This window comes from Thalassotalea fonticola (genome assembly GCF_032911225.1).
In the GTDB taxonomy this organism is placed as follows: Bacteria; Pseudomonadota; Gammaproteobacteria; order Enterobacterales; family Alteromonadaceae; genus Thalassotalea_A; species Thalassotalea_A fonticola.
Genome location: NZ_CP136600.1, coordinates 3907774 through 3931601, shown reverse-complemented (window position 1 = coordinate 3931601; position 23828 = coordinate 3907774). Strand labels below are relative to the sequence as shown.

Annotated in this window: 25 protein-coding genes; 15 read left to right on the top strand and 10 right to left on the bottom strand. The window is 38.3% G+C overall.

The features are described from left to right. The first annotated feature begins 1 nt into the window (after position 1). From RI844_RS16045 to RI844_RS16030, 4 genes are all read left to right on the top strand, one after another. Complete coding sequence (locus RI844_RS16045; protein WP_348395681.1) at positions 2 to 562, top strand: chorismate--pyruvate lyase family protein; 561 nt, start codon at positions 2 to 4, stop codon at positions 560 to 562. A 309-nt stretch (positions 563 to 871) separates the two neighbouring features. After that, positions 872 to 1285, top strand: coding sequence for a DUF3718 domain-containing protein (locus RI844_RS16040; protein ID WP_348395680.1), 414 nt, complete (start codon positions 872 to 874; stop codon positions 1283 to 1285). Between the two features lie 232 nt (positions 1286 to 1517). Beyond that, positions 1518 to 2375 (top strand): 4-hydroxybenzoate octaprenyltransferase, encoded by an 858-nt coding sequence (ubiA, locus tag RI844_RS16035; RefSeq protein WP_348395679.1) that lies wholly within the window; start codon positions 1518 to 1520, stop codon positions 2373 to 2375. A 21-nt stretch (positions 2376 to 2396) separates the two neighbouring features. Next, positions 2397 to 3233, top strand: a complete 837-nt coding sequence (locus RI844_RS16030; protein WP_348395678.1) for a 23S rRNA (adenine(2030)-N(6))-methyltransferase RlmJ — start codon at positions 2397 to 2399, stop codon at positions 3231 to 3233. Positions 3234 to 3283: 50 nt separating this feature from the next. Here RI844_RS16030 and recQ read toward each other — a convergent pair whose 3' ends face one another. Then, entirely contained in the window at positions 3284 to 5095 is a 1812-nt protein-coding gene (gene recQ, locus RI844_RS16025) for a DNA helicase RecQ (protein WP_348395677.1), read from the bottom strand. 152 nt (positions 5096 to 5247) lie between these two features. Here recQ and RI844_RS16020 point away from each other — a divergent pair, with 152 nt between their 5' ends. After that, complete coding sequence (locus tag RI844_RS16020; protein WP_348395676.1) at positions 5248 to 5700, top strand: thioesterase family protein; 453 nt, start codon at positions 5248 to 5250, stop codon at positions 5698 to 5700. 59 nt (positions 5701 to 5759) lie between these two features. Beyond that, the gene (gene rarD / locus RI844_RS16015) at positions 5760 to 6659 is read left to right on the top strand and encodes an EamA family transporter RarD (protein ID WP_348395675.1); all 900 of its coding nucleotides are present in this window, start codon (positions 5760 to 5762) and stop codon (positions 6657 to 6659) included. 71 nt (positions 6660 to 6730) lie between these two features. On the opposite strand, the gene RI844_RS16010 is transcribed toward rarD, so the two are convergent. After that, entirely contained in the window at positions 6731 to 7765 is a 1035-nt protein-coding gene (locus tag RI844_RS16010) for a M48 family metallopeptidase (RefSeq protein WP_348395674.1), read from the bottom strand. Then, positions 7765 to 8853 carry a YjgN family protein gene (locus RI844_RS16005; RefSeq protein WP_348395673.1) on the bottom strand — a complete coding sequence of 363 codons (1089 nt, stop codon included), beginning with the start codon at positions 8851 to 8853 and terminating at the stop codon, positions 7765 to 7767. The genes RI844_RS16010 and RI844_RS16005 overlap by 1 nt, the downstream gene beginning before the upstream one ends. Before the next feature lie 222 nt (positions 8854 to 9075). Between RI844_RS16005 and RI844_RS16000 the strand changes: the two genes are divergently transcribed. Genes RI844_RS16000 through RI844_RS15990 form a run of 3 tightly spaced genes read left to right on the top strand, consistent with a single transcriptional unit; the run spans position 9076 to position 10738 of the window. Continuing rightward, positions 9076 to 9393 (top strand): YbjQ family protein, encoded by a 318-nt coding sequence (locus tag RI844_RS16000; protein WP_348395672.1) that lies wholly within the window; start codon positions 9076 to 9078, stop codon positions 9391 to 9393. Position 9394: 1 nt separating this feature from the next. Further along, entirely contained in the window at positions 9395 to 9847 is a 453-nt protein-coding gene (locus RI844_RS15995; RefSeq protein WP_348395671.1) for a YbjQ family protein, read from the top strand. Positions 9848 to 9865: 18 nt separating this feature from the next. Further along, a complete protein-coding gene (locus RI844_RS15990) occupies positions 9866 to 10738 on the top strand; it encodes a M48 family metallopeptidase (RefSeq protein WP_348395670.1) in 873 nt (290 codons plus the stop codon). Between the two features lie 15 nt (positions 10739 to 10753). Here the strand turns inward: RI844_RS15990 and uvrD are convergent, their stop codons facing one another. Further along, positions 10754 to 12925: a DNA helicase II gene (gene uvrD, locus RI844_RS15985; RefSeq protein ID WP_348395669.1), complete on the bottom strand. Its 2172-nt coding sequence runs from the start codon at positions 12923 to 12925 to the stop codon at positions 10754 to 10756. Positions 12926 to 13173: 248 nt separating this feature from the next. Between uvrD and RI844_RS15980 the strand changes: the two genes are divergently transcribed. Continuing rightward, positions 13174 to 13620: a CBS domain-containing protein gene (locus RI844_RS15980; protein ID WP_348395668.1), complete on the top strand. Its 447-nt coding sequence runs from the start codon at positions 13174 to 13176 to the stop codon at positions 13618 to 13620. 72 nt (positions 13621 to 13692) lie between these two features. Here RI844_RS15980 and RI844_RS15975 read toward each other — a convergent pair whose 3' ends face one another. The 6 genes from RI844_RS15975 to lptM all read right to left on the bottom strand — a co-directional run bounded on the left by RI844_RS15975 (position 13693) and on the right by lptM (position 19083). Further along, on the bottom strand, positions 13693 to 15207 hold the full coding sequence (locus RI844_RS15975) for a S10 family peptidase (protein ID WP_348395667.1): 1515 nt from the start codon (positions 15205 to 15207) through the stop codon (positions 13693 to 13695). A 108-nt stretch (positions 15208 to 15315) separates the two neighbouring features. Next, positions 15316 to 16032: an HAD-IA family hydrolase gene (locus RI844_RS15970; RefSeq protein WP_348395666.1), complete on the bottom strand. Its 717-nt coding sequence runs from the start codon at positions 16030 to 16032 to the stop codon at positions 15316 to 15318. A gap of 1 nt (position 16033) precedes the next feature. After that, positions 16034 to 16765 carry a DUF484 family protein gene (locus RI844_RS15965; protein WP_348395665.1) on the bottom strand — a complete coding sequence of 244 codons (732 nt, stop codon included), beginning with the start codon at positions 16763 to 16765 and terminating at the stop codon, positions 16034 to 16036. Next, positions 16762 to 17592 carry a diaminopimelate epimerase gene (gene dapF / locus RI844_RS15960; protein WP_348395664.1) on the bottom strand — a complete coding sequence of 277 codons (831 nt, stop codon included), beginning with the start codon at positions 17590 to 17592 and terminating at the stop codon, positions 16762 to 16764. Before dapF ends, RI844_RS15965 begins: the two co-directional genes overlap by 4 nt. Before the next feature lie 31 nt (positions 17593 to 17623). Further along, complete coding sequence (gene lysA, locus RI844_RS15955) at positions 17624 to 18871, bottom strand: diaminopimelate decarboxylase (RefSeq protein WP_348395663.1); 1248 nt, start codon at positions 18869 to 18871, stop codon at positions 17624 to 17626. A gap of 62 nt (positions 18872 to 18933) precedes the next feature. Continuing rightward, entirely contained in the window at positions 18934 to 19083 is a 150-nt protein-coding gene (lptM, locus tag RI844_RS20300; protein ID WP_405054418.1) for an LPS translocon maturation chaperone LptM, read from the bottom strand. A gap of 150 nt (positions 19084 to 19233) precedes the next feature. Here lptM and cyaY point away from each other — a divergent pair, with 150 nt between their 5' ends. The 5 genes from cyaY to RI844_RS15930 are packed head-to-tail and all read left to right on the top strand — an operon-like array spanning position 19234 to position 23796. Continuing rightward, the gene (cyaY, locus tag RI844_RS15950) at positions 19234 to 19554 is read left to right on the top strand and encodes an iron donor protein CyaY (protein ID WP_348395662.1); all 321 of its coding nucleotides are present in this window, start codon (positions 19234 to 19236) and stop codon (positions 19552 to 19554) included. Positions 19555 to 19581: 27 nt separating this feature from the next. Then, positions 19582 to 20514, top strand: a complete 933-nt coding sequence (hemC, locus tag RI844_RS15945) for a hydroxymethylbilane synthase (protein ID WP_348395661.1) — start codon at positions 19582 to 19584, stop codon at positions 20512 to 20514. Then, on the top strand, positions 20501 to 21244 hold the full coding sequence (locus RI844_RS15940) for a uroporphyrinogen-III synthase (protein WP_348395660.1): 744 nt from the start codon (positions 20501 to 20503) through the stop codon (positions 21242 to 21244). Before hemC ends, RI844_RS15940 begins: the two co-directional genes overlap by 14 nt. Positions 21245 to 21277: 33 nt before the next feature. Further along, positions 21278 to 22615, top strand: a complete 1338-nt coding sequence (locus RI844_RS15935) for a uroporphyrinogen-III C-methyltransferase (RefSeq protein ID WP_348395659.1) — start codon at positions 21278 to 21280, stop codon at positions 22613 to 22615. Then, a complete protein-coding gene (locus tag RI844_RS15930) occupies positions 22612 to 23796 on the top strand; it encodes a heme biosynthesis HemY N-terminal domain-containing protein (RefSeq protein ID WP_348395658.1) in 1185 nt (394 codons plus the stop codon). Before RI844_RS15935 ends, RI844_RS15930 begins: the two co-directional genes overlap by 4 nt. Positions 23797 to 23828 lie beyond the last annotated feature (32 nt).

Here is a 23828-nt window from a genome sequence, read left to right as displayed (position 1 = left end):
TATGTTTGAACTAAAACAGCAATTTCCCATAGGCATAGACGTTAACTGGATAAGTGCTAAAAATGCGCCACAAACAAAGCGATTAAATGATTGGTTACTTGATCCAACGTCCTTGACGGCCCGCCTTAAAAGTCATTGCAACGATTTTAAGATCAAAGTATTGGGTCAACGAGTTGAAGCCTGCCAATCCCATGAAGCAAATGCAGACATCAAACTTGGTGAACAAGTACTGGTGCGTGAAGTCATATTGTTTTGTGATAATGTGCCACATGTATTTGCACGCAGTTTACTTCCGTTAAAAAGTTTAACTGGCGAACAACAGGCACTAGCAAGTTTAGGTGAACAATCATTAGGGCAGGTACTTTTTAATAACCCTAAACTGCACCGTGAAGTGGTTGAAGTTGCTGAAATTGAGCCTAGCTTGCGAGTGTGCGAGTTAGCCTCTATGTTAAATTTACAAGTTAAGCAAAATTTATGGGGGCGCCGTTCATTATTCTTTATTGAAGGTAAACCGTTAATGGTAGCTGAAGTTTTTTTACCAAGCGCAAGAGCCTATCTATAAAATTTTGACGATTAAAAATATTTGAAAATTTTCACTACGCCCTAAAACCAAAAAATAAATAACCTATTCGGTATATCAATATACTTTAATATTATAGGGTTGATTTTTATACTGGAACTAGTCTTTTATCAAATTTAAATAGGTTGGAAACCTTATGACATTATCAGTTTTTAATTAATCTCATTGATAAACTCCATAAATTCAACTACATAATAACTTTTAAAAAAATCATCCAATTATTACCTTTTCTTGATAAGTAATATACGCCTATGCCTACAATTTGAAGACATATTACATGGAGAGATAATTATGAAATCAATTAATATAGCTTTTTTGTTTGTTACAATTTTTACCCTGTTCAGCGTTAAATCGTATGCTGATAACGTCACATTTATAGCCGGAGATAATTCAACAGCCACTATGCTTTGTGTAGCTGCAGTAAGTAATGATTTAGTCAAAACAGAAAAATACATCAAAAGATTAAGCTGGCAACAAACAGGAATGCGCCAAAAGACAAACTTCGTATTAGGCGATGTATCTTGTAATGACGCTAATTTAATTAAGTTTACAGCGCAATATAATGCCGATAAAACCTATGATTTTCTCAATAATAACGCCATGAATAAATATAAGTTAAGCGATGATGAAATTAAAATCATCGACTTAGCAAGAGTGAACAGTAACAACAGTGCACCTCAAATTATTGTAATAACTAGCAGGTAAATTTTCCTGTAAATAGTTCCAATAAATTAAATGGTTAAGTGTTTACTTAACCATTTAAATTCATGGAGGAATTAACTTAGAATTGCCAAGGACGGCATAAGTTCTGTTTACTTCAGGGGATAGTCAATTAGCATCTAAGTCCATTTTCGTAGCAATTAAAATTATTAATTGGATTGCGATACCATACCCGTTACAATTCTACGTTGTATCAGCTCCACTTCGGGATCATCAAATGACATCTTTCGCGCCATCTTGGCAGGGTATTAAATTAATAACCCGCATGGATAAACCGATAGGTACCTACTTATTACTTTGGCCAACATTTTGGGCGTTATACGTTGCGGCTGAAGGTTTTCCTGGTTGGCATCTAACACTCGTGTTTGCTTTAGGTGTGTTTATTATGCGCAGTGCAGGTTGCGTTGTTAATGATATTGCTGATAGAAAAGTAGATGGCAAAGTTAAGCGTACTGCACAACGCCCCTTAGTTAGTGGCCTAATGACAAGCAAAGAAGCCATAACCCTGTTCTTCTCTTTATTAGCGGTTGCTTTAGCGCTAGTTTTAACTCTTTCCTGGTACAGTATCAGTTTATCTCTCATTGCATTATTACTTGCAGCCAGCTACCCATTTATGAAGCGACTCACCCATTTTCCACAAGTGGTTTTAGGTGCTGCTTTTAGTTGGGGAATGATCATGGCGTTTGCTGAAACTCAACAAAACATTCCTGTTACTGCCTGGTTACTATTTTTTGCAAATTTACTGTGGACGGTCGCTTACGATACTATGTATGCCATGGTAGATAGAGATGATGATCTATTAATTGGGGTAAAATCAACGGCAATTATTTTTGGCAAACTAGACAAGATAATTATCGCCTTATTACAAATATTAGTACTTGCATTATTAGTTAAAGTTGGTCAAATTCAGCAATTTAATATGTTTTATTATTTGGGGTTGATTGTTGCTGGTAGTTCATTCATATACCAACAACACTTAATCAAAAAAAGGCAACGAGATAACTGCTTTAAAGCATTTTTGAATAATCATTACGGGTTATTAATTGTATTACTCGGTATAATAATCCAGTACTAAATTTTTCACTTAGGATAATACATGCTCAGCTATCGTCACTCTTTTCATGCCGGCAATTTTGCCGATGTACTTAAGCACATTGTACAAGTGGAAATTTTGGATTATTTAGGTCAAAAAGATAAAGTATTCGATTACATTGATACCCATTCTGGCGCCGGTTTATTTAATTTAAAATCTGAGCATGCAACAAAGCTAGGCGAATACTTAAATGGTATAGCAAAATTAAACGAGAGTGATTTTCCAGAGTTAAGAGAATACTTTCGTGCCATCAAAGTGCATAACGATAACAAACAATTGCAGTTTTATCCTGGCTCGCCGTTAATTGCCCAACACTTTTTGCGCAATGAAGATAAAGCTTGGTTATATGAGTTACATCCAACTGATTTTGAATTACTTAGTGAAAATGTTAGACAAACTCGTCGCGTAAGAGTGAAGCAAGGTGATGGATTTGAGGGGCTACTTTCCGTAGTACCACCGATTTCACGTCGTGGATTTGTGTTAATAGACCCGCCATATGAAATTAAAAGCGATTACGATAAAGTATTTAAAGTTGTTGCGAAAGCACACAAAAAATTTCCAACGGGTACCTATGCTATTTGGTACCCAGTTGTTGATAGACATCGCATTGAAAAGTTGGAAAAGAGTTTTCAAAATAGTGCTATAAAAGACATTGTTCGTTTCGAATTAGGCTTATCAGCTGACACCACTGAGCGCGGTATGACTTCATCAGGTATGATAGTAATTAACCCACCTTGGACATTAAAAGCAAAAATGGAAAAACTCTTGCCTAAACTAGTACAAGCAATTGATGAAAATCGCAGCGCATTTTATAAATGTGACACTTGGGTACCAGAATAACTAGGGTCAGAGTCAAGAAATACCAGTTCATTATACTGATTGGTATATCACTATAACTGCTCTTTAATTAAGTCTATAAACGCTTTGCCATAACGAGCTAGTTTAGTATCACCTACACCGGTTATCGCCAAAAATTCGGTCGAATTTCTCGGTTTTAATCTGGCCATTTCAATTAATGACGCATCATTAAATACAATAAATGGAGCGATATCTTCGCTATCAGCAATGTCTTTACGTAAAGTACGTAATTGTTTAAACAATACCTTGTCATAAGCTGAGCTGGCTTTATTTTGCTGCCAGTACCCTTGGCTTTGTAATCTAGGTCTCGCCATCATTAAAGGCTCGCTACCTTTAAGTGCTGATTTTGAAGCATTGGTTAAACACAGGTTAGATTGTTGTTCGATATCCTGCTGTAAAAAGCCTAAGTGAATTAATTGCCTAATAACTGAAAACCAATAACCGCGAGTTTTATCCTTGCCTATCCCAAAAGTACTGACTTTGTCATGTTCTTTTTGAATTATTTTGTCTAACTCACGGCCCCGCAGAACATCAATAACATAATGTATATCACCGCTTTGATTAATTCTGAACACACAAGACAGTACCTTCTGCGCATCAACCGTAGCATCATATCGACTTGGCGGGTCTAGGCAAATATCACAATTACCACAGCCGTTATTAGTGTACTCAGCAAAGTAATTAAGTAAGACCTGCCTTCTACAGGTTTGCGCTTCAGCAAAACCTGACATGGCAGCAAAACGTTGTAATTCGACATTTATGCGTTGTTCATTTTCGTTTTGCGAAATACGTTTTTTAATGCGCTCAATATCTTGGCTGTCGTATAAGAATAAGGCCTCGGCTTTTAAACCATCACGACCTGCCCGGCCAGTTTCCTGATAATAAGACTCTAACGTTCTTGGCATGTCATAATGTACGACAAAACGAACATTAGGCTTGTTTATTCCTAATCCAAAGGCGACGGTTGCAACAACAATTTTAATATTATCTTTGGTAAAACCGTCTTGAATAACACCGCGAATTTCAGTTTCCATACCAGCATGATAACCGGCACAGTTGTAGCCTTTCGATGCTAAAAAGCCACTTAATTTATCGACTTGCCAACGGCTGTTGCAATAAATAATGCCACTTTCATCGCCCATTTCTTTAAGATATTCAATAAGCTGTGTTTCACCATTATATTTGTCCGCCAGGGTATAGCGAATGTTTGGTCGGTCAAAGCTGTCGAGCAACACATAAGGGTTATTTAATTGCAGCTGATTCAATATGTCTTTACGAGTAGTCACATCAGCTGTAGCGGTTAACGCAATAACGGGAGTGTAAGGAAAATACTCCTTCAATTTTCCAAGCTGGGTATAGGAAGGCCTGAAATCATGCCCCCATGAGGAAATACAATGCGCTTCATCGATAGCAAAAAAACTGATTTGAACTTGTTGAATGCTTTGTAGAAAATAATGATTTAGTAAACGCTCCGGTGCTACGTATAATATTTTTATCTCACCACTAGCAATACGTTGCATGGTCTGGTTAATAGTTTGACCATCTAAACTTGAATTGATATAGGCTGAAGTTATGCCCTGTCTGCTCAAGCCATCTACTTGGTCTTTCATCAAGGCAATTAACGGCGAAACCACAATAGTTAAGCCCGGCATTAATGTAGCGGGTAATTGATAGCATAAAGACTTACCACCACCAGTTGGCATTAACACTAAACAATCCCTGCCCTGCAGTAATTGTTCGATCACTTGCTGCTGACCAGAGCGAAAACTTTGATAACCAAAATGGTGATTCAAAGAGTGATGTAAGTCAGGCAATTGTTGTTCAGTACTAGCGTCAGGTTTCAAGTCATTATCATTATTATTAGGTAAGTAGTGTTATTTTACCCCAGCTCATCAGCAGACAGGTAGACATTTCTTGTAACTAATACCAACTGGATTATTTAAATCAGTTGGTATAATTTATCCTTGTTATAGAAACGCTTATTTTTGAGGATGTTATGGAAAAACAATTTATTTTTGAACAAGTAAAAGAGATGTGGAATAACAGCATCGCCTTTAATTCATTACTTGGTTTTAATATTACAGAAATGACTGAGGAACACGCTGAAATTAAATTTAACTGGCAAGATAAGCTCATGGGCAACCCTGTCCAAAAAATTCTTCATGGCGGTGTTACTGCATCGGTATTAGATATGGTGGGAGGTGTGGTTATTTCGGCTAATATGATCAGCCGAATAGCTAAACCAGATCATAAAAAAATTGCCGATAAATTAAGTAAATTAAGTACCATAGACTTACGCACTGACTTTCTTCGCCCTGGCAAAGGTGAAACATTTATCGCCACTGCGCGCATTATTCGCCATGGCAGCAAAGTCGCGGTTGCTCGCATGGAATTGCATAATGAAAAAGGGGAACATATTGCCTTTGGTACGGGAACTTATATGGTTTAATTGTTTGCTTGTGTGTTAGAATCGGCGCGAGTTTTTCTTCAACAAATGATCTTAACGTTATGACGCAAGTAAATGAAAATAATAGTGGAGTATTAAATGCGCTTGCAGCTTATTCCATGTGGGGACTGGCACCACTATACTTTAAATTACTTGAACACATTTCAGCTCCTGAAATATTAGTGCATCGCATTATTTGGTCGTTTGTTCTTCTGGTTATCATAGTTTTGGCCATGGGCAATTGGCGCAAAGTTCAGCGAATACTGGCAAACCCCAAAATGCTTGCTTGGTTATTATTGACCTCGGTAATTTTAGGGGCTAACTGGCTAATATTCATTTGGGCGATAAATAATGACCACTTACTGGAGGCCAGCTTAGGCTATTTTATTAACCCGTTATTTTCAGTTGCACTGGGCATGCTATTTCTTGGCGAACGCCTGCGCAAATGGCAAAAAGTAGCTGTTGTTTTTGCACTGCTTGGAGTGATAATCCAATTAATAAGTATTGGTAGCATACCAATAATTGCACTTGGGCTAGCCGGTACCTTTGGCATTTATGGACTTTTTCGTAAAAAGTTAATGGTAGAATCGGTACCAGGATTATTAATTGAATCAGCACTAATGCTACCTTTAGGGATTGTTTATTGGTTATTATTTATGGACACTCCAACCAGTAATATGATGAACAATGACGTTTCTTTAAACATTACCTTAATTGCCGCAGGCATAGTCACGACTGCGCCATTAATTTGTTTTACCGCAGCGGCTAAAAGGCTTTCATTAGCAACGTTAGGCTTCTTCCAATATCTAGGCCCTACGCTGATGTTTATCTTGGCAATCGTGCTGTTTAAAGAACAGCTTATTGTTGAAAAATTACTTACTTTTGTCTTTATTTGGTGTGCAATTGCCATTTACAGCTGGGATTCAATAGCTAAACTAAAACAAGCAAAAGCAAAAAAATAAAGCAAGCTACAAACTTAAAAACCGTCCATGGTAGTTTGCATTACCTCACCCTTGATACACAAAAGGCATCATTAGAAGCCTTTTGCTGCCTGTTCTGCTTTTTTTATGCGCTGTTTGACATCTGGGTGAGTACTAAAATACTTTAGTAATTTATGTGATTTTTTCGATTCTCCTGACAGGCCTCGCATTGCATCAGCGAACGCTTGTGGCGATTTTCCTAAAAGCGTTAACTTAGTTACGGCAAAATCATCTGCTTCACTTTCTAAGTCCCTTGAATAAGTATTTTGCAATAATGTTACTGCTGTCCCGGAGAAAATTTCAACTAAGCCTTCTAAATCGCCAAAAAAGTAAGTCATTAACAAGGTAGTACCCACAGATTCGGTGAGAATTTTCATGCTATGATTAAGCTCAACATGGCCGATTTCATGCAATAATATTGCCGTAATAGCTTCCGGTTTATCCTTAAAAAGCTCTATTAATTCATCGGTAACAACTACCGTACCACCTGGTAAAGCAAAAGCATTGGCGCCAATAGCTTCACTTTTACGAAATTCTAATGAATAACTATTACCATCTAGTGCTAAATCCTCAAGTAAATATTGCCACTGATTTTTTATTTCTTCTTGCTTAGACAGTTCTAACTGGGTGGCTTCGAACATTACTTCATCATAGACAGTTAATATTTCATCATCTATTTCAATTTTAACGGAATGGGGTACGTGCCCAGCAACCGTTTCAGCCATTGAAGGAATAATATGATTGACCAGAAAATAAAAACTCACAGGTACTAGCAACAGAGCAACAAGCCAAAATACTTTGCTTTGTTCAAGCAGATGTAAAATATAGTTACTTTTTGACAGCTGCCTACGTAACATTGTTACCATGGGATGATCTGCTGCAAGAACTAATAATTCACCATCAGGGAAGTTAATTTCACAAGGAACTGAGCCTAATGCAGAACTGACCTTACACGAGGTTATGCCTTGGCAAAGCAAAACATCATCAGAGTTAGGGCAAGCAATGGTAATACAACCATTTTCAATCGAAACAAATACTTCGCGGGCACTATTACTGCCCGCGAAATAATAATTAGCTAAATCAGCCATTAAACTAATGCAACATCCACATCAAATACATCGGCAACTTCCTCTGATATCGCTGAGTCATTTTCACTGATGATATCGAACACTTGCTCTTTATTATCATTCATATGAACTTCGGTGCGATTAACCGTATAATTCATCATCCTGATTTTAACCCATGGAAATGCCAAGCCTAACGTACACAGTAACGCTAACATATTGGTTAACTGAATAACCGCTAGACTGCTAAAGGTAAAGTTCGATTTAAAGGTAGCAATATCTTCCAATTCAGTAGATGCAAAAATATGATTGCGAATTTGCGTTATATAAAATGCTTGAATAAAGCTAAACACCAGAACATAAGCTGCGAATATTAAAATAGTCATCCATTGCATTCCTTCTGCAGCTTCAGCCTGCATATCGGTAGCTGACATTCCAATAACAAGAGCAAATAAGCCAAAGATGGCAATTCCCATAACGGCTGTAACTATACTTGTCATATAATACGTTGTGGTACAAAGTTCTGCTTTAAATGGACGATCGCCATAACGCGTATGATTAACTATAAATTGATCCATACGTTTTAGCGCATAAGGAAATAATAAATAAAGGGTAAACACACTAATTACAGGGAATACTAAAAAGTTTAAAAATGCTTCTCCATATTGACCGGTAAAGTCAAAGCGCACATTACGATAGCTCGTCATACGCATTTTAAATCGTAGACTCGCACAAATTAGCCAAGGCATAGCGAGCAGTAGACATCCCATAATAACCATACCTGCAATGGGAGATATCATTGATACAAGGTAATAACTACCAAATAAAATGACGGCGATGATTCGACCTTTTAAAATTTGTAACGGTGTCGCTAAATAAGAAAAGCTATGATTATCGATTTCGGTATTCGCTTGAAAATAACGGTTGGTTCTTACTTTCGCCCATGCAGAATAAATACCTAAGGTTAAAATACTCAGCAAGATATTCACAATCCAAATTTTAAAGAATTCCCCCGACTTACCGTTAAAATTGAATTCAACTGGGTGAGTGATCATTTGCTTAACTTCATTTTCGGCAATATTTTCAGTGCCGTTTTCTATATTTTTTTCCATGTTGTGTCCCAACTTGATTATTATTATTTACTAGACATTTGTACTAGTAATACTCATTCTGTTGATTATTCATTAGAATTTCAACCTTTGATTTGAAAACTTTATTTTTATTTAAACCTTTAGCTGCTAAGTTTTATTTTACTAATTGTAGACATGGCAATTAGTTGTTAGCATGATATTAAATCAACTCTTAACTATATAAATAATAAAAGGAACTTAGCCGTGTTAATAAGTAATGTTGAAGTGATCCCTGGGCGCAATATTCAATCTCATTTAGGCCTTGTGCAAGGTAATACTGTTCGAGCTAAACATGTTGGACGTGATTTAATGGCCGGTTTGAAAAATATTTTTGGTGGTGAATTGGTTGGCTATACCGAATTACTTACTGAAGCTCGCGAAGAAGCGGTGGCACGAATGGTACAGCAAGCGGCAGCGATTGGCGCCAATGCGGTATTAAACGTACGCTTTTCAACATCTTCAATCACTGCCGGTGCGGCTGAATTATTTGCTTACGGTACCGCTGTAAAATTGGAGGAATAATATGTTTGAGATCATATTATTTGTCACCTTGTTACTGTTAGGTTATGTGTTTGGCCGCATGGCGGAGAAAAAACACTTTAATTCGATTATTGAACGCGAGCAGCAATACCGTAATATATTAACGTTTTCAAAACGCTTTCCAGAAGGTATCACCAATCACAGCGAAGGTGCGTTGGTAGAAGGGAATGTGGTTATTGCTAATGATTATTTCAAAACAATTTTAGCGGCACTAAAAGGTTTAGTTGGCGGACGTTTAACCGCTTATGAATCGTTATTAGAACGAGCTCGCCGCGAAGCAATATTGCGGATGAAAGAAAGTGCCAACAACAAAGGCATGAACACCATCATTAATGTAAAACTTGAAACTTCATCAATCACTAAAGGTCAAAATAATCAAGTGAGCTGTGTCGAAGTGTATGCTTACGGCACAGCTTTAAACGCTGATTTAAATTGATGATAAACCGAACAGCTAATGAAATATACTAACCCGATCATTCCTGAAGGTATAAATGTTAAGGATGAAAACCCTCTAAAAGAATTTTTTATTCTACTTTTTGGTGTTGGCATAGTGATTTCTTTAGTTATTATAGTGTTATCTGTTATTGCAGGCTGGCTAGTGAAGTTCATTCCTTTTTCAGCTGAATATTCGTTAGTACAAAATATGCCTGCGATAACCAGTGTTGAAAAACATATTAACCAGCAGACAAAGGATGAGCAAAGTTCACAGCTTGAAGTTCAAGTTTACTTACAGCAGCTTGCCAACAAACTCAGCATTGTACAAAATTTACCAAGCGACATGACCATTACAGTTCACTATGTTGCTGACGACACAGTAAATGCTTTTGCAACCTTAGGTGGCAATATTATTATTCACCAAGGATTACTAGCAAAATTTGATCATGAAAATACTCTCGCCATGGTTATGGCTCATGAACTTGCCCATATTAAATATCGACACCCAATTATTGCTATGGGCAGAGGTTTAACAGTAGCCGTTGCTTTAACGACAATAGCAGGAGTTAGCGACAGTAGTTTTGTTAGCAACATACTGGGGCAAATAAGTTTACTAACAGTCTTGGCATATAATCGCGAACAGGAAAGGCAAGCAGACGAAGCGGCATACAACACCGTGGTTAAGCACTACGGACATGCACAAGGCGCACTCGAGCTATTTGAAGCGTTACACTCTGTAGACAAGTTAATAGACCCGCCAAAATTTTTAAGCACTCACCCATTAACTGCTGAAAGAATTGAGAATTTAAAGCGGTTAGAGGTGCACAGCTCTGCTGCAAAAACATTAACACCCCTGCCTGATTTAATTAAACTCGAAAAAACGACTAAATAGCATTCTCACTGTGCATTAAATCGCTTCTAATCTGGCGTAAGCAACAACTAGCCACTTGGTACCATGATCGCTAAAATTCACCTGTACCCGTGATTGCGCGCCAGTACCTTCAAAGTTTAATACCACACCTTCACCAAATTTTTGATGCATGACTTGCTGACCGAGCTTAAAACCGGTATTTTCAAACGTTTCCATAGTAATTGTGTTGCTAAATCGGCCGGTAGTTTTAGGTTTGGCAACTTGATTTTTCATCCTGATTTCATCAATAAACTTATCAGGAATTTCTTTTAAGAACCGGCTTTGGCGATGATACTTTTCTTGGCCGTATAAACGACGTGATTCAGCATGCGTTAAGTAGAGTTTTTTCATTGCTCGGGTCATGCCAACATAACAAAGACGGCGCTCTTCTTCTAAACGTACAATATCTTCAGCTGACTGCTGTGAAGGGAACATGCCTTCTTCCATACCAACAATAAACACCAGAGGAAACTCTAGGCCTTTAGCAGAATGCAGTGTCATCAGTTGCACAGCAGACTCGTACTCATCCGCTTGCGATTCGCCTGCTTCTAATGAAGCATGAGTTAAGAATGCGGTTAGTGGTGTAAGTTCGTCTTCTACTTCAGGGTCAACTTCATAAGTTGAACAAGCGGTGACTAATTCATTTAAGTTTTCTATTCTTGCCGCAGCACGCTCGCCCTTTTCAGCTTGATACATGGCCTTTAAACCACTGTGCTGTATTACATGGTTAGCTTGCTGGTCTAAATTTAAATTGCTTGAGTCGTCTTCAAGTTGCACGATTAAGTCAACAAATGCCTTGATTGTTTTTGCACTACGCCCGGCTAATTCATTTTGTTCTATCATGTGTAGGCAAGCATCCCAAAGCGTAGAACCTTGGCTGCGCGCACAATCTCGAATTAACGTTAACGCTTTATTGCCTATGCCACGAGTTGGCGTATTAACAATGCGCTCAAATGATGCATCGTCATTGCGGTTATTGATCAAGCGTAAGTAAGCTAAAGCATCTTTAATTTCTTGACGTTCGAAGAAGCGTAAACCGCCATAAATACGATATGGCAATCGAGCCTGTAATAATGCTTCTTCCAGTAACCGCGATTGTGCATTTGAACGATATAGCAAGGCGACATCGTCTAATGAATTGCCCTCTTCCAACCATTGCTTAATGCGCCCTGAAATGAATCTCGCTTCATCAATTTCATTAAATGCAGTGTATAAAGAAATGGTTTCACCGGCATCATCTTCAGTCCACAAATCCTTACCTAAACGATTGTTGTTATTGGTAATTAATGCATTGGCTGCATTTAGAATATTTGCGGTTGAACGATAATTTTGTTCTAAGCGAATAGTTTCTGCATCAAAGTCTTTAACAAAGCGTTGAATGTTTTCAATTTTAGCGCCGCGCCATCCGTAAATAGATTGATCATCGTCACCAACAATCATCACATTGCCATGCTTTTTACCGAGCATATTTAACCAAGCGTATTGAATGGCATTGGTATCTTGAAACTCATCCACTAAAATACGAGTGAAACGCTGTTGGTAATGCTCTAATAAAATAGGGTTATTCAACCAAAGTTCGTGGGCACGCAGTAACAACTCGGCAAAATCAACCAAGCCGGCACGATCACAAGTGTCTTGATAGGTTTGGTAAATTTTGACAAAGGTTTGTTCAGTTGGATCAAATTGACAATCAATATGCTGCGGCCTTAGGCCTTCATCTTTTTTACCATTGATGTAATACATCGCCTGCTTAGCCGGCCACTTTTTCTCATCAAGTTGTAATGAGCGAACTACGCGTTTGATCATCCGTAGTTGATCGTCGGAATCCAGCACTTGGAAAGTTTGAGGTAACTTTGCTTCTTGAAAATGCATTCTTAACAAGCGATGAGCTAAACCGTGGAACGTACCAACCCACATGCCATGAATATTACCACCTATGGATTGTTCAACCCGACCACGCATTTCCGCCGCTGCTTTATTAGTAAAAGTTACCGATAAAATGCTGTGCGGCGAAATTTGCTCAACTTGTACAAGCCAAGCGATACGATGTACCAACACTCGTGTTTTACCTGAGCCGGCACCCGCTAACACCAACATATTTTTAGAAGGAGCAGCAACAGCATCACGCTGTTTATCATTTAAAGAGTCGAGTAATTCTGAAACATCCATAATTATTTTTATTCGCGTAGCAAGAGAAAAAGAAAATTGTTATACCAGTATAACAAGCAAATTTATCACTGTATGTAATAACAGTAAACTAATATTTAATGCTGCTGATTTTACCTGTATTTCTACAGCAATTAAATATCTTCGTTGTTTTTGATATATCGCAAAATAATTACTCATAATTATCGGGTAATTTCTCTAAATTAACGCATACTTATAGTTATGAGGTTGATTTAAAAAAGTGAAATATAATGACTAATATTACTAAAATAATGACAACAGAAGTATTAACATTAACTCCTGAACATAGTTTGTCTGAAGCTAGGTTAATGATGATGGAAAATAGAATTCGTCATATCCCCATTGTAAATGACAACAATGAGCTTATGGGCTTAATTAGTCAACGAGATGTACTTGCTGCTGAAGAATCCAGCCTATATGGCATTAAAAAAGATTTACGCCTTGAACGTGAACAAAACATTAAAATAGCTGACTTTTATCACAACAATCTAGTGACTATTCCGCCGCAAGCAACTGTCCATCAAGCAGCTCTATATCTACAAAAACATAAAATAGGTTGTCTACCCGTTGTAGAAGACAACAAGCTGAAAGGCTTAGTTACTGATAGCGATTTTGTAAATGTTGCCATTAATTTACTGGAAGTACTTAGTGAGACTGAAGAAAACCTTTACAGCTAAATTGGAATAAATGGGGTCAGTTCTGAATTAAATGTTGCATAGATCTAATTTAGATCTGACCCTAATTATTCTTTAGTATTTCGCCGCTTGCTCTTTCGCAGGAAGACTTGCCTTGATGAATGCGCGTAAATCGTTATTCGATTGTTTTAAATCCTCTTGACGCAAATACATCATGTGGCCACTTCGATAGCCTTGAAAACTTAAACGCTGTTTCATCTTACTACTTGGGTCTAACTGCCACATGGTATATTTAGCATCAAAGTAGTTCGTTGCGCCATCAAAGTACCCGGCTTGTACCATTACGTTCAAGTAGGGGTTTTGCGCCATGGCTAACCGTAAATTCTCGCCAGTTTTATTATTTGATCTGTCCCATGGGTGAACATTGCCAAACATATTGTATTTTATGTCTGTTTTATAATTTAACTCTTCACTCATGTAATAGTTAATTGCCGGGGTAAATGAATGCAGCCATGAGGTGAGTTCCGAGTTATAGTCGGGGCTTTCACCTACATCTTGTTTATCAATACCTAAATAACGAGAATCTAAACGGCCGATAGTTTGGCCGCGTTGACGGAGTAATTCTTTCCAGAAAAATCGAGTCGAAATATCTAAATTAGACTTCAACACTACATCAACACTTAAACCTGAATATTTAGCAACTTGCTCAGCAATATTTTTCTTTTGCTCTGGGGCAATAAAGCCGCCCATTGCTAACGCAGGTAAATACTCATTAATAGTAAAGCTTTCAACTTCAGGTAACACTTCAGCTAGGTCTTTGCTTTGTAGCTCCGTTCCTAGCGCTTCATGATACCAAGCAGCAGCTGCAAAATATGGCAAGCGATTAGCCGCTTTTACTGGGCCATTACGTTCAATACCGATATCGGTTGGCGAAACTAACACGACACCATTTAAATACATCCATTGACGGCTTTGCAGTTCAAGTGCCAAGCCAGAAACTCGAGTTGTACCATAGCTTTCACCAATTAAGTATTTGGGTGAACGCCAGCGGTTATTACGAGTAACAAACGTGTTTAACCACTCGGCCAGATATTTCACATCAGCATTTACGCCAAAGAACATTTTTTTCTGCTCTTCTTTAGTTGGCAACTTACCTTCTTTATTTTTTAAGATGCGTGAATAGCCAGTGTTAACTGGGTTTACAAAAACAATGTCAGCAGTGTCTAAAATAGAGTATGGGTTTGTTTTAACGCCATATGGCTGCAGTGGGTATCCTTCTGAATCTACATTTAAAACACGAGGTCCAGTGTAGGCAACGTGCATCCAGACCGAAGCTGAACCGGGGCCACCATTAAATGATATAAGCAGTGGGCGAGACGCTCTGTCTTTTACATCATCACGTTGATAATAGGTGTAGTGCAAAGCTGCAATAGCCTCGCCCTTATCATTCCACACCGGTTGGGTGCCAGCAGTGGCAGTGTAAGAAAATTTTTCACCATTTACTTTGGTTTTATGTTTTGAAACAACTTTGTGGTCAATTTCAAGGTTACGACTATTATCTGTTTCAGCTGCAAATGCCAAACTAGAAAGCAAACAAAGTATAGACGTCAAAAAGATTATATTTCTCATAGGACTCTCTAAGTTATTTTAATAAGAACAAGTTTATTAGAAAGCTGCGAATAAGCAAATGCAACGTCGATGCGACGAAGCACCAGATATGATAGTTAAATAGCTGATTTATCGTAGAAAAATGCCTAACTGCTCAACATGATCAAACTCAGCATTGGGCAAAACCTTTAACGGTTTCTTTCTAATGCCAAATTCATCATTGTTGATCCAGATAGTCTGGCAACCAGCTTGCAACGCACCATATACGTCGGCATGAGTACAGTCGCCAATATGCAACAATTCACTGGTATGAATATTTAGTTTCTTACAGGCTTGCTCAAACATGTCATTTTCAGGTTTTTGTAAATTACCAGCGCCGGCAAAAAAGCTATAACTGAAATAGTCACTTATACCAATATCTTCAATGCTGACATTACCGTTAGATATAGCAACTAGAGGAAATTTATCTTTTAATTTTGCTAGTAAATTTTTGACCGAATCGGGTACTTGCAAGTTATTGCGGTGCGATAAAAAGTATTCGAATGCTTGCGTAGACTTTTTCTTGGCATCGCTAGCAGAAAAACCTAATTCCTCAAAACCTGATTGCAAACAAGCAAGGCGCAATGCAGTTACGTCATGACAAAGTTCAGGTTGATTGGTTAAGCAAACATTTCGATGTTGCCACCAAAACTCTGGACTTAATGTTGCGCACACAGGCGCAACATCTTTAAGGTGTTGCTGTAGCTCTTGTTCTGCTTTAGCAATGACCGGATGATTGTCATATAAGGTATCATCTAGATCAAAGCTTATTGCTTTAAATGATGAAAGCCGGCGATAAAAACGCACCTTAAAGTCCTATTTTTTGCAACTGTTGTACTAATAGTTTAGCAACAAGTGTGCGAAATTGGTTTAATAATAACGTATCCATGGATGGGTTAAAGTGTTCTGCATCATTAGAGCTAATCGCAATAAACCCTAAACACTGCTCACCTTCGCTTAATTGCACTAAAACAACAGAGCCCACTTCCTGTTCATTGAAAATCAATTCTTTTTCTTGTTGCTGTAAACGGCCAAAATAATAGTCTTGTTGATTGAAACGTTTATTAATCACTGTACTACAATCACTTTTCACAATCGAATCATGACCAATTTCAAAGTCTTTATTGGTTAAATAAAGTTTAAAAGAAGCAAGATTGAGCAGTTGCGTAGTAGTTTGAGTTAAACAATCTAAGAAATTAGATAAATCGGTACTTTCAATCAAGCTAAGATATAGATCATTATAAACGCTAAACAGTTGCTCATTATAATTGGCTACGGTTAGCAACTGTGTGATCTCTTCTTCAAGTAAATGAATTTTCTGGCGTTGTATTTGTTGCTGCCTTTCAACTAATGACACCACACCACGGTTACTGTCGTTAAATCGAAGAGATGCTAATAACTGTGGATTCCTACTGAAAAAATCAGGGGTATCTTGTAAGTAAGTAGTAACTAGCTCATCATTTAGCACATCCATTTCTGCATCTGCTGTCATCGGTTCTAGTAAGTTGTTATTATTATTTGCTACTTTGTTGTCACTCATAGGTAAAGTTGTCCATCAAATACGTGATCGGCAGGGCCTGTCATTTTTACTGGGTGACCAGGGCCTTTCCAATATATTTTAAGTTTTCCGCCCGGTAATTCTACCGTAACGTTATTAGCTAATTTGTTTTGGGTTATACCAACTGCAACAGCGCCACAGGCACCACTACCACAGGCTAATGTTTCGGCCGCGCCACGTTCATAAACACGAAGTTTTACGTATTTAGGCGACACAACTTCCATAAAACTAACATTTGCGCCTTCAGGAAAGCGGTCATGCTCAGCAAGTGCTTTACCTAACGTTTCAACCTGAGCATCGGCTACTGAATCTACAGTTAATACGCAATGCGGATTCCCCATTGAAACGGCACCACAAAGCACGGTTTCTTCATCAGCGCGTAATATGTAAGTACCTTCAACTTTTTGAGCGGTGAACGGTATTTTATTAGGTTCAAAATCAGGCACTGGCATAGTCACAGTTACCTGTCCATCGCGCTCGATGTGCAAGGTCATTTTGCCTGATGTTGTAGTAACTTTAATTTTATTTTTGTTAGTCAGACCTTTCATTTTCACGAAACGGGCAAAACAACGGGCGCCATTACCGCATTGGCTTACTTCGCTACCATCTGCATTGTAGATGCGATAGTGAAAATCTAATTCAGGATCATAAGGCGGCTCAACAACTAGTAGCTGATCAAAGCCGACACCAAAGTTGCGATCAGCCAACTTGCGAATTTGCTCATTCGACAAGTAAATGTTTTGTGTAACGTTATCCAACATTAGAAAGTCGTTACCCAGGCCGTGCATTTTGGAAAAGTTCATTAACATTATTCTACCAACTAAATTCTTAACAAACGATTTACGGTAAAACCGCTTCGCCTTGCCATAAAGACTCAAGGGACTCACGTTGACGAATCAAATGTGATTGCTCACCATCAACCATAATTTCTGCCGCTCTTGGGCGAGAGTTGTAGTTTGAGCTCATGGTAAAACCATAAGCACCGGCACTACGCACTGCAAGCAAATCGCCAGGGGCAATCGCTAAATCTCTATTCTTGCCCAAGAAATCCCCAGTTTCACAAACTGGACCTACAACATCATAGTTTTGAGTCGCTGCAGCTGCATTAAGTTCAACAGGAACAATTTCTTGCCATGCTTGGTATAACGCAGGGCGAATTAAATCGTTCATCGCACCGTCAACAATAGCAAAATGTTTATCTTGGTTGGTTTTTAAAAACTCGACTTCGGTAACCAAAATACCCGCATTGGCCATAATGGCACGCCCAGGTTCATAAATAAGCTCTAAGTCGTAGCCTGCCAATTTATCGGCAATCGCTTTAGCGTATTCACTTGGGTGAGGCGGCTGTTCGCCTTGGTAAGGCACGCCTAAACCACCACCAACATCAATATGACTTAACTTAATACCAGTTTCGGCCAGTTTATCGACCAAAACTAATACTCGGTCTAACGCATCTAGAAATGGTTGAACTTCAGTAAGTTGTGAACCAATATGACAATCTACACCTTTTACCTCAAGGTGTGACATCGCTGCTGCTTTTTGATAAATTTCAACTGCATGATCGATAGGAATACCAAATTTATTATCTTTTAAACCGGTTGAAATATAAGGGTGAGTACCAGCATCTACGTCAGGGTTAACGCGCATTGAAATTGAAGCTGGCATATTCATACCTGCTGCTACCTCATTTATACGAGATAATTCTGCTTCAGACTCGACATTAAAACAATGAATACCTTGTTCTAATGCGTAGGCAATTTCTTCTGATTTTTTACCTACTCCAGAAAATACGACTTTCGCAGGGTCGCCACCAGCTTGGATCACTCGCGCTAACTCACCTTTTGAAACAATATCAAAACCTGAGCCTAAACGAGCCAATACATTTAAAATTGCCAGATTAGAGCTTGCTTTCACTGCGTAGCAAATTAAGTGCTTTCTGTCTTTAGCAGCTTGATCAAATGCGTGCCAATGACGTTCAATGGTTGCACGTGAATATACGTAAAGTGGTGTGCCATAAGTTTTGGCTAATTCTGTTACTGAACAATCTTCAGCATACAATGAATTATTTTGACGGTTAAAAAAGTCCACTGGTATCAGTCCTGAAATTTCTTATTGGGTAATAATGAAGCTTAAATACGGTTATAGCTAATTTATTGGTTATTATTTACTGTTTCTTTAGGCTTTTCAGCCTTGTTTTCTTCAGACGAATCGCTCTCATATAAAGGACCTTTTAGCCCACATGAGGAAACTAAACAAAGAAGAAATGATAATACAACAACAAGTAGTTTATTATTAAGCATTTTATTGATCGCATCGATTGATTAATAGATTTATACCCGTATATAATCGCATGCGATACAATAAATACCAAGTTGTAGAACACAATATTGCCAAGAAATATTGATATACCTCACAATTCTGCCAGAAATGATAAAAAATAAGGGTTAATAATGAACGATAGCCAGTATAATCTAATTGCCGACGACTTACTTTTAGCGGTTGAAGAAGCCATTGAAGATTGTGGAGTCGACATTGATTATGAAAGTGTTAGTGGTTTATTAACATTAACCTTCGTAAATAGCACAAAAATAATCATTAACAAGCAAGCACCCTTGCAGGAAGTTTGGGTAGCGACAAAATTTAATGGTCACCATTTTGCCTATCAAAATGAACAATGGATTGATAAACGCGGTGGTGACGAGTTTTGGCAGTTTTTATCCGCAGCAGTAAGTGTTCAAGCTGACACCGAAGTGATTTTAGCAGCCGAATAAAAGTAGTAAAAAAATACCGAGAACAACATGACTCAACAAACGTTAAAAATAGCAACTCGAAAAAGCGCTCTTGCCCTTTGGCAAGCTGAATTTGTAAAAGCACGTTTAGAACATTTCCATTCTGATCTCACTGTTGAATTAGTACCTATGGTCACTAAAGGCGATATTATTCTCGACTCGCCATTATCAAAAGTCGGCGGCAAAGGTTTATTTGTAAAAGAGCTTGAAGTGGCTATGCTTGAAGGCCGCGCAGATATCGCAGTGCATTCAATGAAAGATGTGCCGGTAGAATTTCCTGAAGGTTTAGGCCTAGAAATAGTTTGTGAACGTGAAGATCCACGTGATGCATTCGTTTCGAACACTATTGCCAGCTTAGCTGAGTTACCGCAAGGCGCAATAGTAGGTACTTCAAGTTTACGTCGCCAATGTCAAATTAAAGCATTACGTCCAGATCTAGATATTCGCGACTTGCGTGGCAATGTAAATACTCGTTTAGCAAAATTGGACGATGGTCAATACGATGCCATTATTTTAGCGGCGGCGGGATTAATTCGTTTAGAAATGCCTGAACGTATTCAAGAGTTTATTGAACCTGAAGTAATGTTACCAGCAAATGGCCAGGGCGCAGTTGGTATAGAGTGTCGCGTTGATGACGAACGCGTTAAAGCTTTACTTGCACCACTTGAGCACAATGAAACTCGTATTAGAGTATTAGCTGAACGTTCAATGAACCGCGCTTTAGAAGGTGGTTGTCAGGTTCCTATTGGCAGTTACGCTATTATAGAAAATAATGAAGTATACTTACGTGGTCTAGTAGGAGCTACAGACGGTAGCAAAATTTTACATAATGAAATACGCGGCGCATTAACCACTGGAGATGCCATGGGTACTGAACTTGCTGAAAAATTATTGAAAGATGGCGCCGATGTTATTTTAAAGCAGGTATATGAGCAAAGATAAACTCAACGTTTTATTAACCAGGCCCTTACAAAAATCTCAACAGCTGGCAAAGGTACTTGCACCTATTGCCAGCAATATAGAGATCACTCCTTTGTTCGCCTATCAACCAGGCGAACAACAAGCTTCATTAGAACAACAGCTCAACAGTTTAAACCCCGACTTCATAATAATTATCAGCCCTGCGGCGGCTAACTTTGCTCTGCAAGCTACCGATTTTTCTAACCATATAAAAACCACTACATTCATTGCTGTTGGCCAAGCCAGCGCTAACGTATTAATTGCTCATGGTATAGAAGATGTAGTCGTACCTAATCTCGAAACAAGTGAAGGTTTATTGGCATTAGTCCAGTTGCAAAATATTGCCAACAAGCAGGTGTTAATTATCCGCGGCAATGGCGGCAGAGAGTTTCTAAAACAGCAGCTTGAACTTAAACACGCTAAAGTTGCCTATAATGAAGTATATAAACGCCAATGGTTAACTTTATCTGCTAAGCAAACCATTGATAAATGGCGTAAAGATGAAATTAACTGTATTGTTATTACATCAAGTGAATTATTAAACAAAACCTTAGATTTAGTCGCTGACATAAACTGGGCAAATAGCTGCTATTGGATAGTTGCTAGTGCACGAATTGCCGAGCAAGCCAAAGCGCATGGTTTAGAACAAGTAATTAATGCCAATGGTGCAAGTCACCAACAAATTTTTCAAGCAATGACACCACTTATTTAAACGCTACTTTAAAGCGGCCAATGGAAGTTGATTATGACCGAAAAAGAAAATAACAAAGCGCAAACTAGTGATAAAAAAACTGATCAGCCATCAGTTAAAATAAGTGCAAGTGATGCAGCTAAAATTGCCGCAAAAGCAAAACAGCAAGCTCAAAGCCCTGAAATGAGTAAAACCTCATCAACGGCTTCTAAGCTATCAAAAAAAACAACAGCTAAAGCACAAATAAAATCTTCACAAATAAAACAAAGAATTTCTAAAACCGCAGTATTCGCTTTGTTAGTAGCAGCTACAGCAGGTGGCGGTGTTGGTGCACACTATTGGTGGCAACAGCAACAAAATACTGAGCTTGAACAGCGCCTCGCCAATGAAACTAAAACAAGCGTAAAAGAACTTGATCTACATTTACAGCAACAAATAAGTGCCTTACAAAAACGTTCACAACAACAAATTAGCCAATTAATCAGTGAAGTAGAACAGCGTAGCGGTAGTCGCATTAACGAGTTAGAGCAACAAATTGAACAATTAATAGATAGTCAGCCAAACAACTGGCAAATTACCGAAGCTGAATACCTGACACGCATGGCGGGCCGAGTGTTGTGGCTTGAAAAAGATGCCAGCACGGCCATTACTCTTATGCAAGACGCCGATGCCCGTATAAAAGATTTAAAAGATCCGCGCATGATGAAAGTCAGAGAGTTGATAAATGAAGATATCGAAAAACTTAAAGTACTACCAAAGCTGCAACGTGACGATATTATCTTAACGTTAATGGGGTTAAGTAAACAGGTTAACAATCTGCCTTTGGCGACAGTGCAATTACCTGAAGAAACAGAACTTACAGAAAGTACCGCATTAACCGAAGATGTTAATGACTGGCAAGCTAACTTAGCGAAAAGCTGGGCGAAATTTAAAGACGAGTTTATTACTGTTCGCCGCCGCTCAGGGAATGTTGAACCATTAATGGAGCCTGAATTTGAACAAAACTTATATCATAATTTAGAGTTAAAATTTCAACAAGTACAGTGGGCAGTTAGCCAAGGTAAAAAAGCTTTATTTATTGAAACGGTTACCGACATCCAGCGTTGGTTAAGTCTTCATTTTGATATGACCAAAGTTAATACTCAGCAATTTAATGCCCGTTTGGCCGAAATAAAAGCAATGCCGGTAACAGTAGATTACCCGCAGACATTAGCATCACAACAAGCACTGCGAGCAATATTAGAAAACAAACCCCAGAAAAGACTGGGCGGCGTTAAGCCACAACCAGTAAAAACTATAAAGCCAGTTACCGAAAATCCAGCAGTAATTGCACCAGATACAAAGCCAGAACAAAAGCCAACTTCCCTTGCACAAGAGGAAGGTGAAGCATGATACGTTCAATCATCAAATTAGTTTTACTACTAGCACTTATCGCTATTGCGCCATTTTTAATTGATGAAAAAGGTTACATATTGATCGCCATGGGCGATTTAACTTATGAGCTAACCGTAGTAAGTGCAATTCTATTAATGGTTTTAGCCAGTTTCATTTTTGCATTTTTATTTTGGGGCACTCGTATTGGCTTTAAATTTAGCTCCAGCGCATGGCGCAAATTGGCGTTCAGTAATAGAGCGAAGGCAAAACGCGAATTTCAAAAAGGTTTAGGCGCCTATTTACTTGAAGATTATAAACAAGCTGAAGCATTGATGGCTAAATGCGCCGAGCATACCGATATGGCAAACAGTGCTTGGTTAGTTGCAGCATCTTCGGCGAACAAGTTGGGAGAGTCGGCGAAAACAGCGAATTACTTACAGTTTATTGCAGAGCACCCTCAAGCTCAGGAGAATTTCAGTTTTGAAACTTTATTGGTTGCAGGTCGATTAAATTTAGATGATAAACAATTTTCTAAAGCACGTGCATTGTTAAATGAAAACCATAAATTGATTGGTCATGACGGTCGTTTGTTAGGTTTAGATATTGAAATTAATATCCATGAAGATAAATTTGAACAAGCAACTGCACTTTTACAAATTGCACGTAAGGATAAGAATTTAGATAAAGAAAAAATCACCGATTGGGAAGTTCGTGCTTTTACCGGTTATTTTTCTGAGTTAATTGCAAAAAGCAGTGTTGATGCAGTGGCCAAGTATTACAAAGCTCTATCAAGAAAAGAGCGTCAAAGTGAAGGCATCGTATTAGCTTATGCCCATTGTTTAGTAGCCAATGGTTTAGTCACCAATTTAGAAAACTTAGTGCTACCGCTAATTAAAAAAGATGCATCGCTTAGTTTCATTAATGCGGTTAAACAATTACCCATACAAAATAGCGAACATATTATTTTTGCGGTGCAAAAGATCCTGCAAAAACAGCCTGAAAATATTCTATGGTTAAGTGCGCTTGCGCACCTTTGTGTTGCTAATAAAGAATATGACAAAGCTCATAAAGCATTTACTTCTTTACTAAAAATTGAGCAAGCGAGCGATGATTTACAATGCTATGCAAAATTATTAGAGCTAATGGGTGAGCACCAACAAGCTAATCGCGTTTATCAAGAGCTTATTGCGCAAGGCTAATTAACTAAGACTTATAAATATTAGATCGCTGT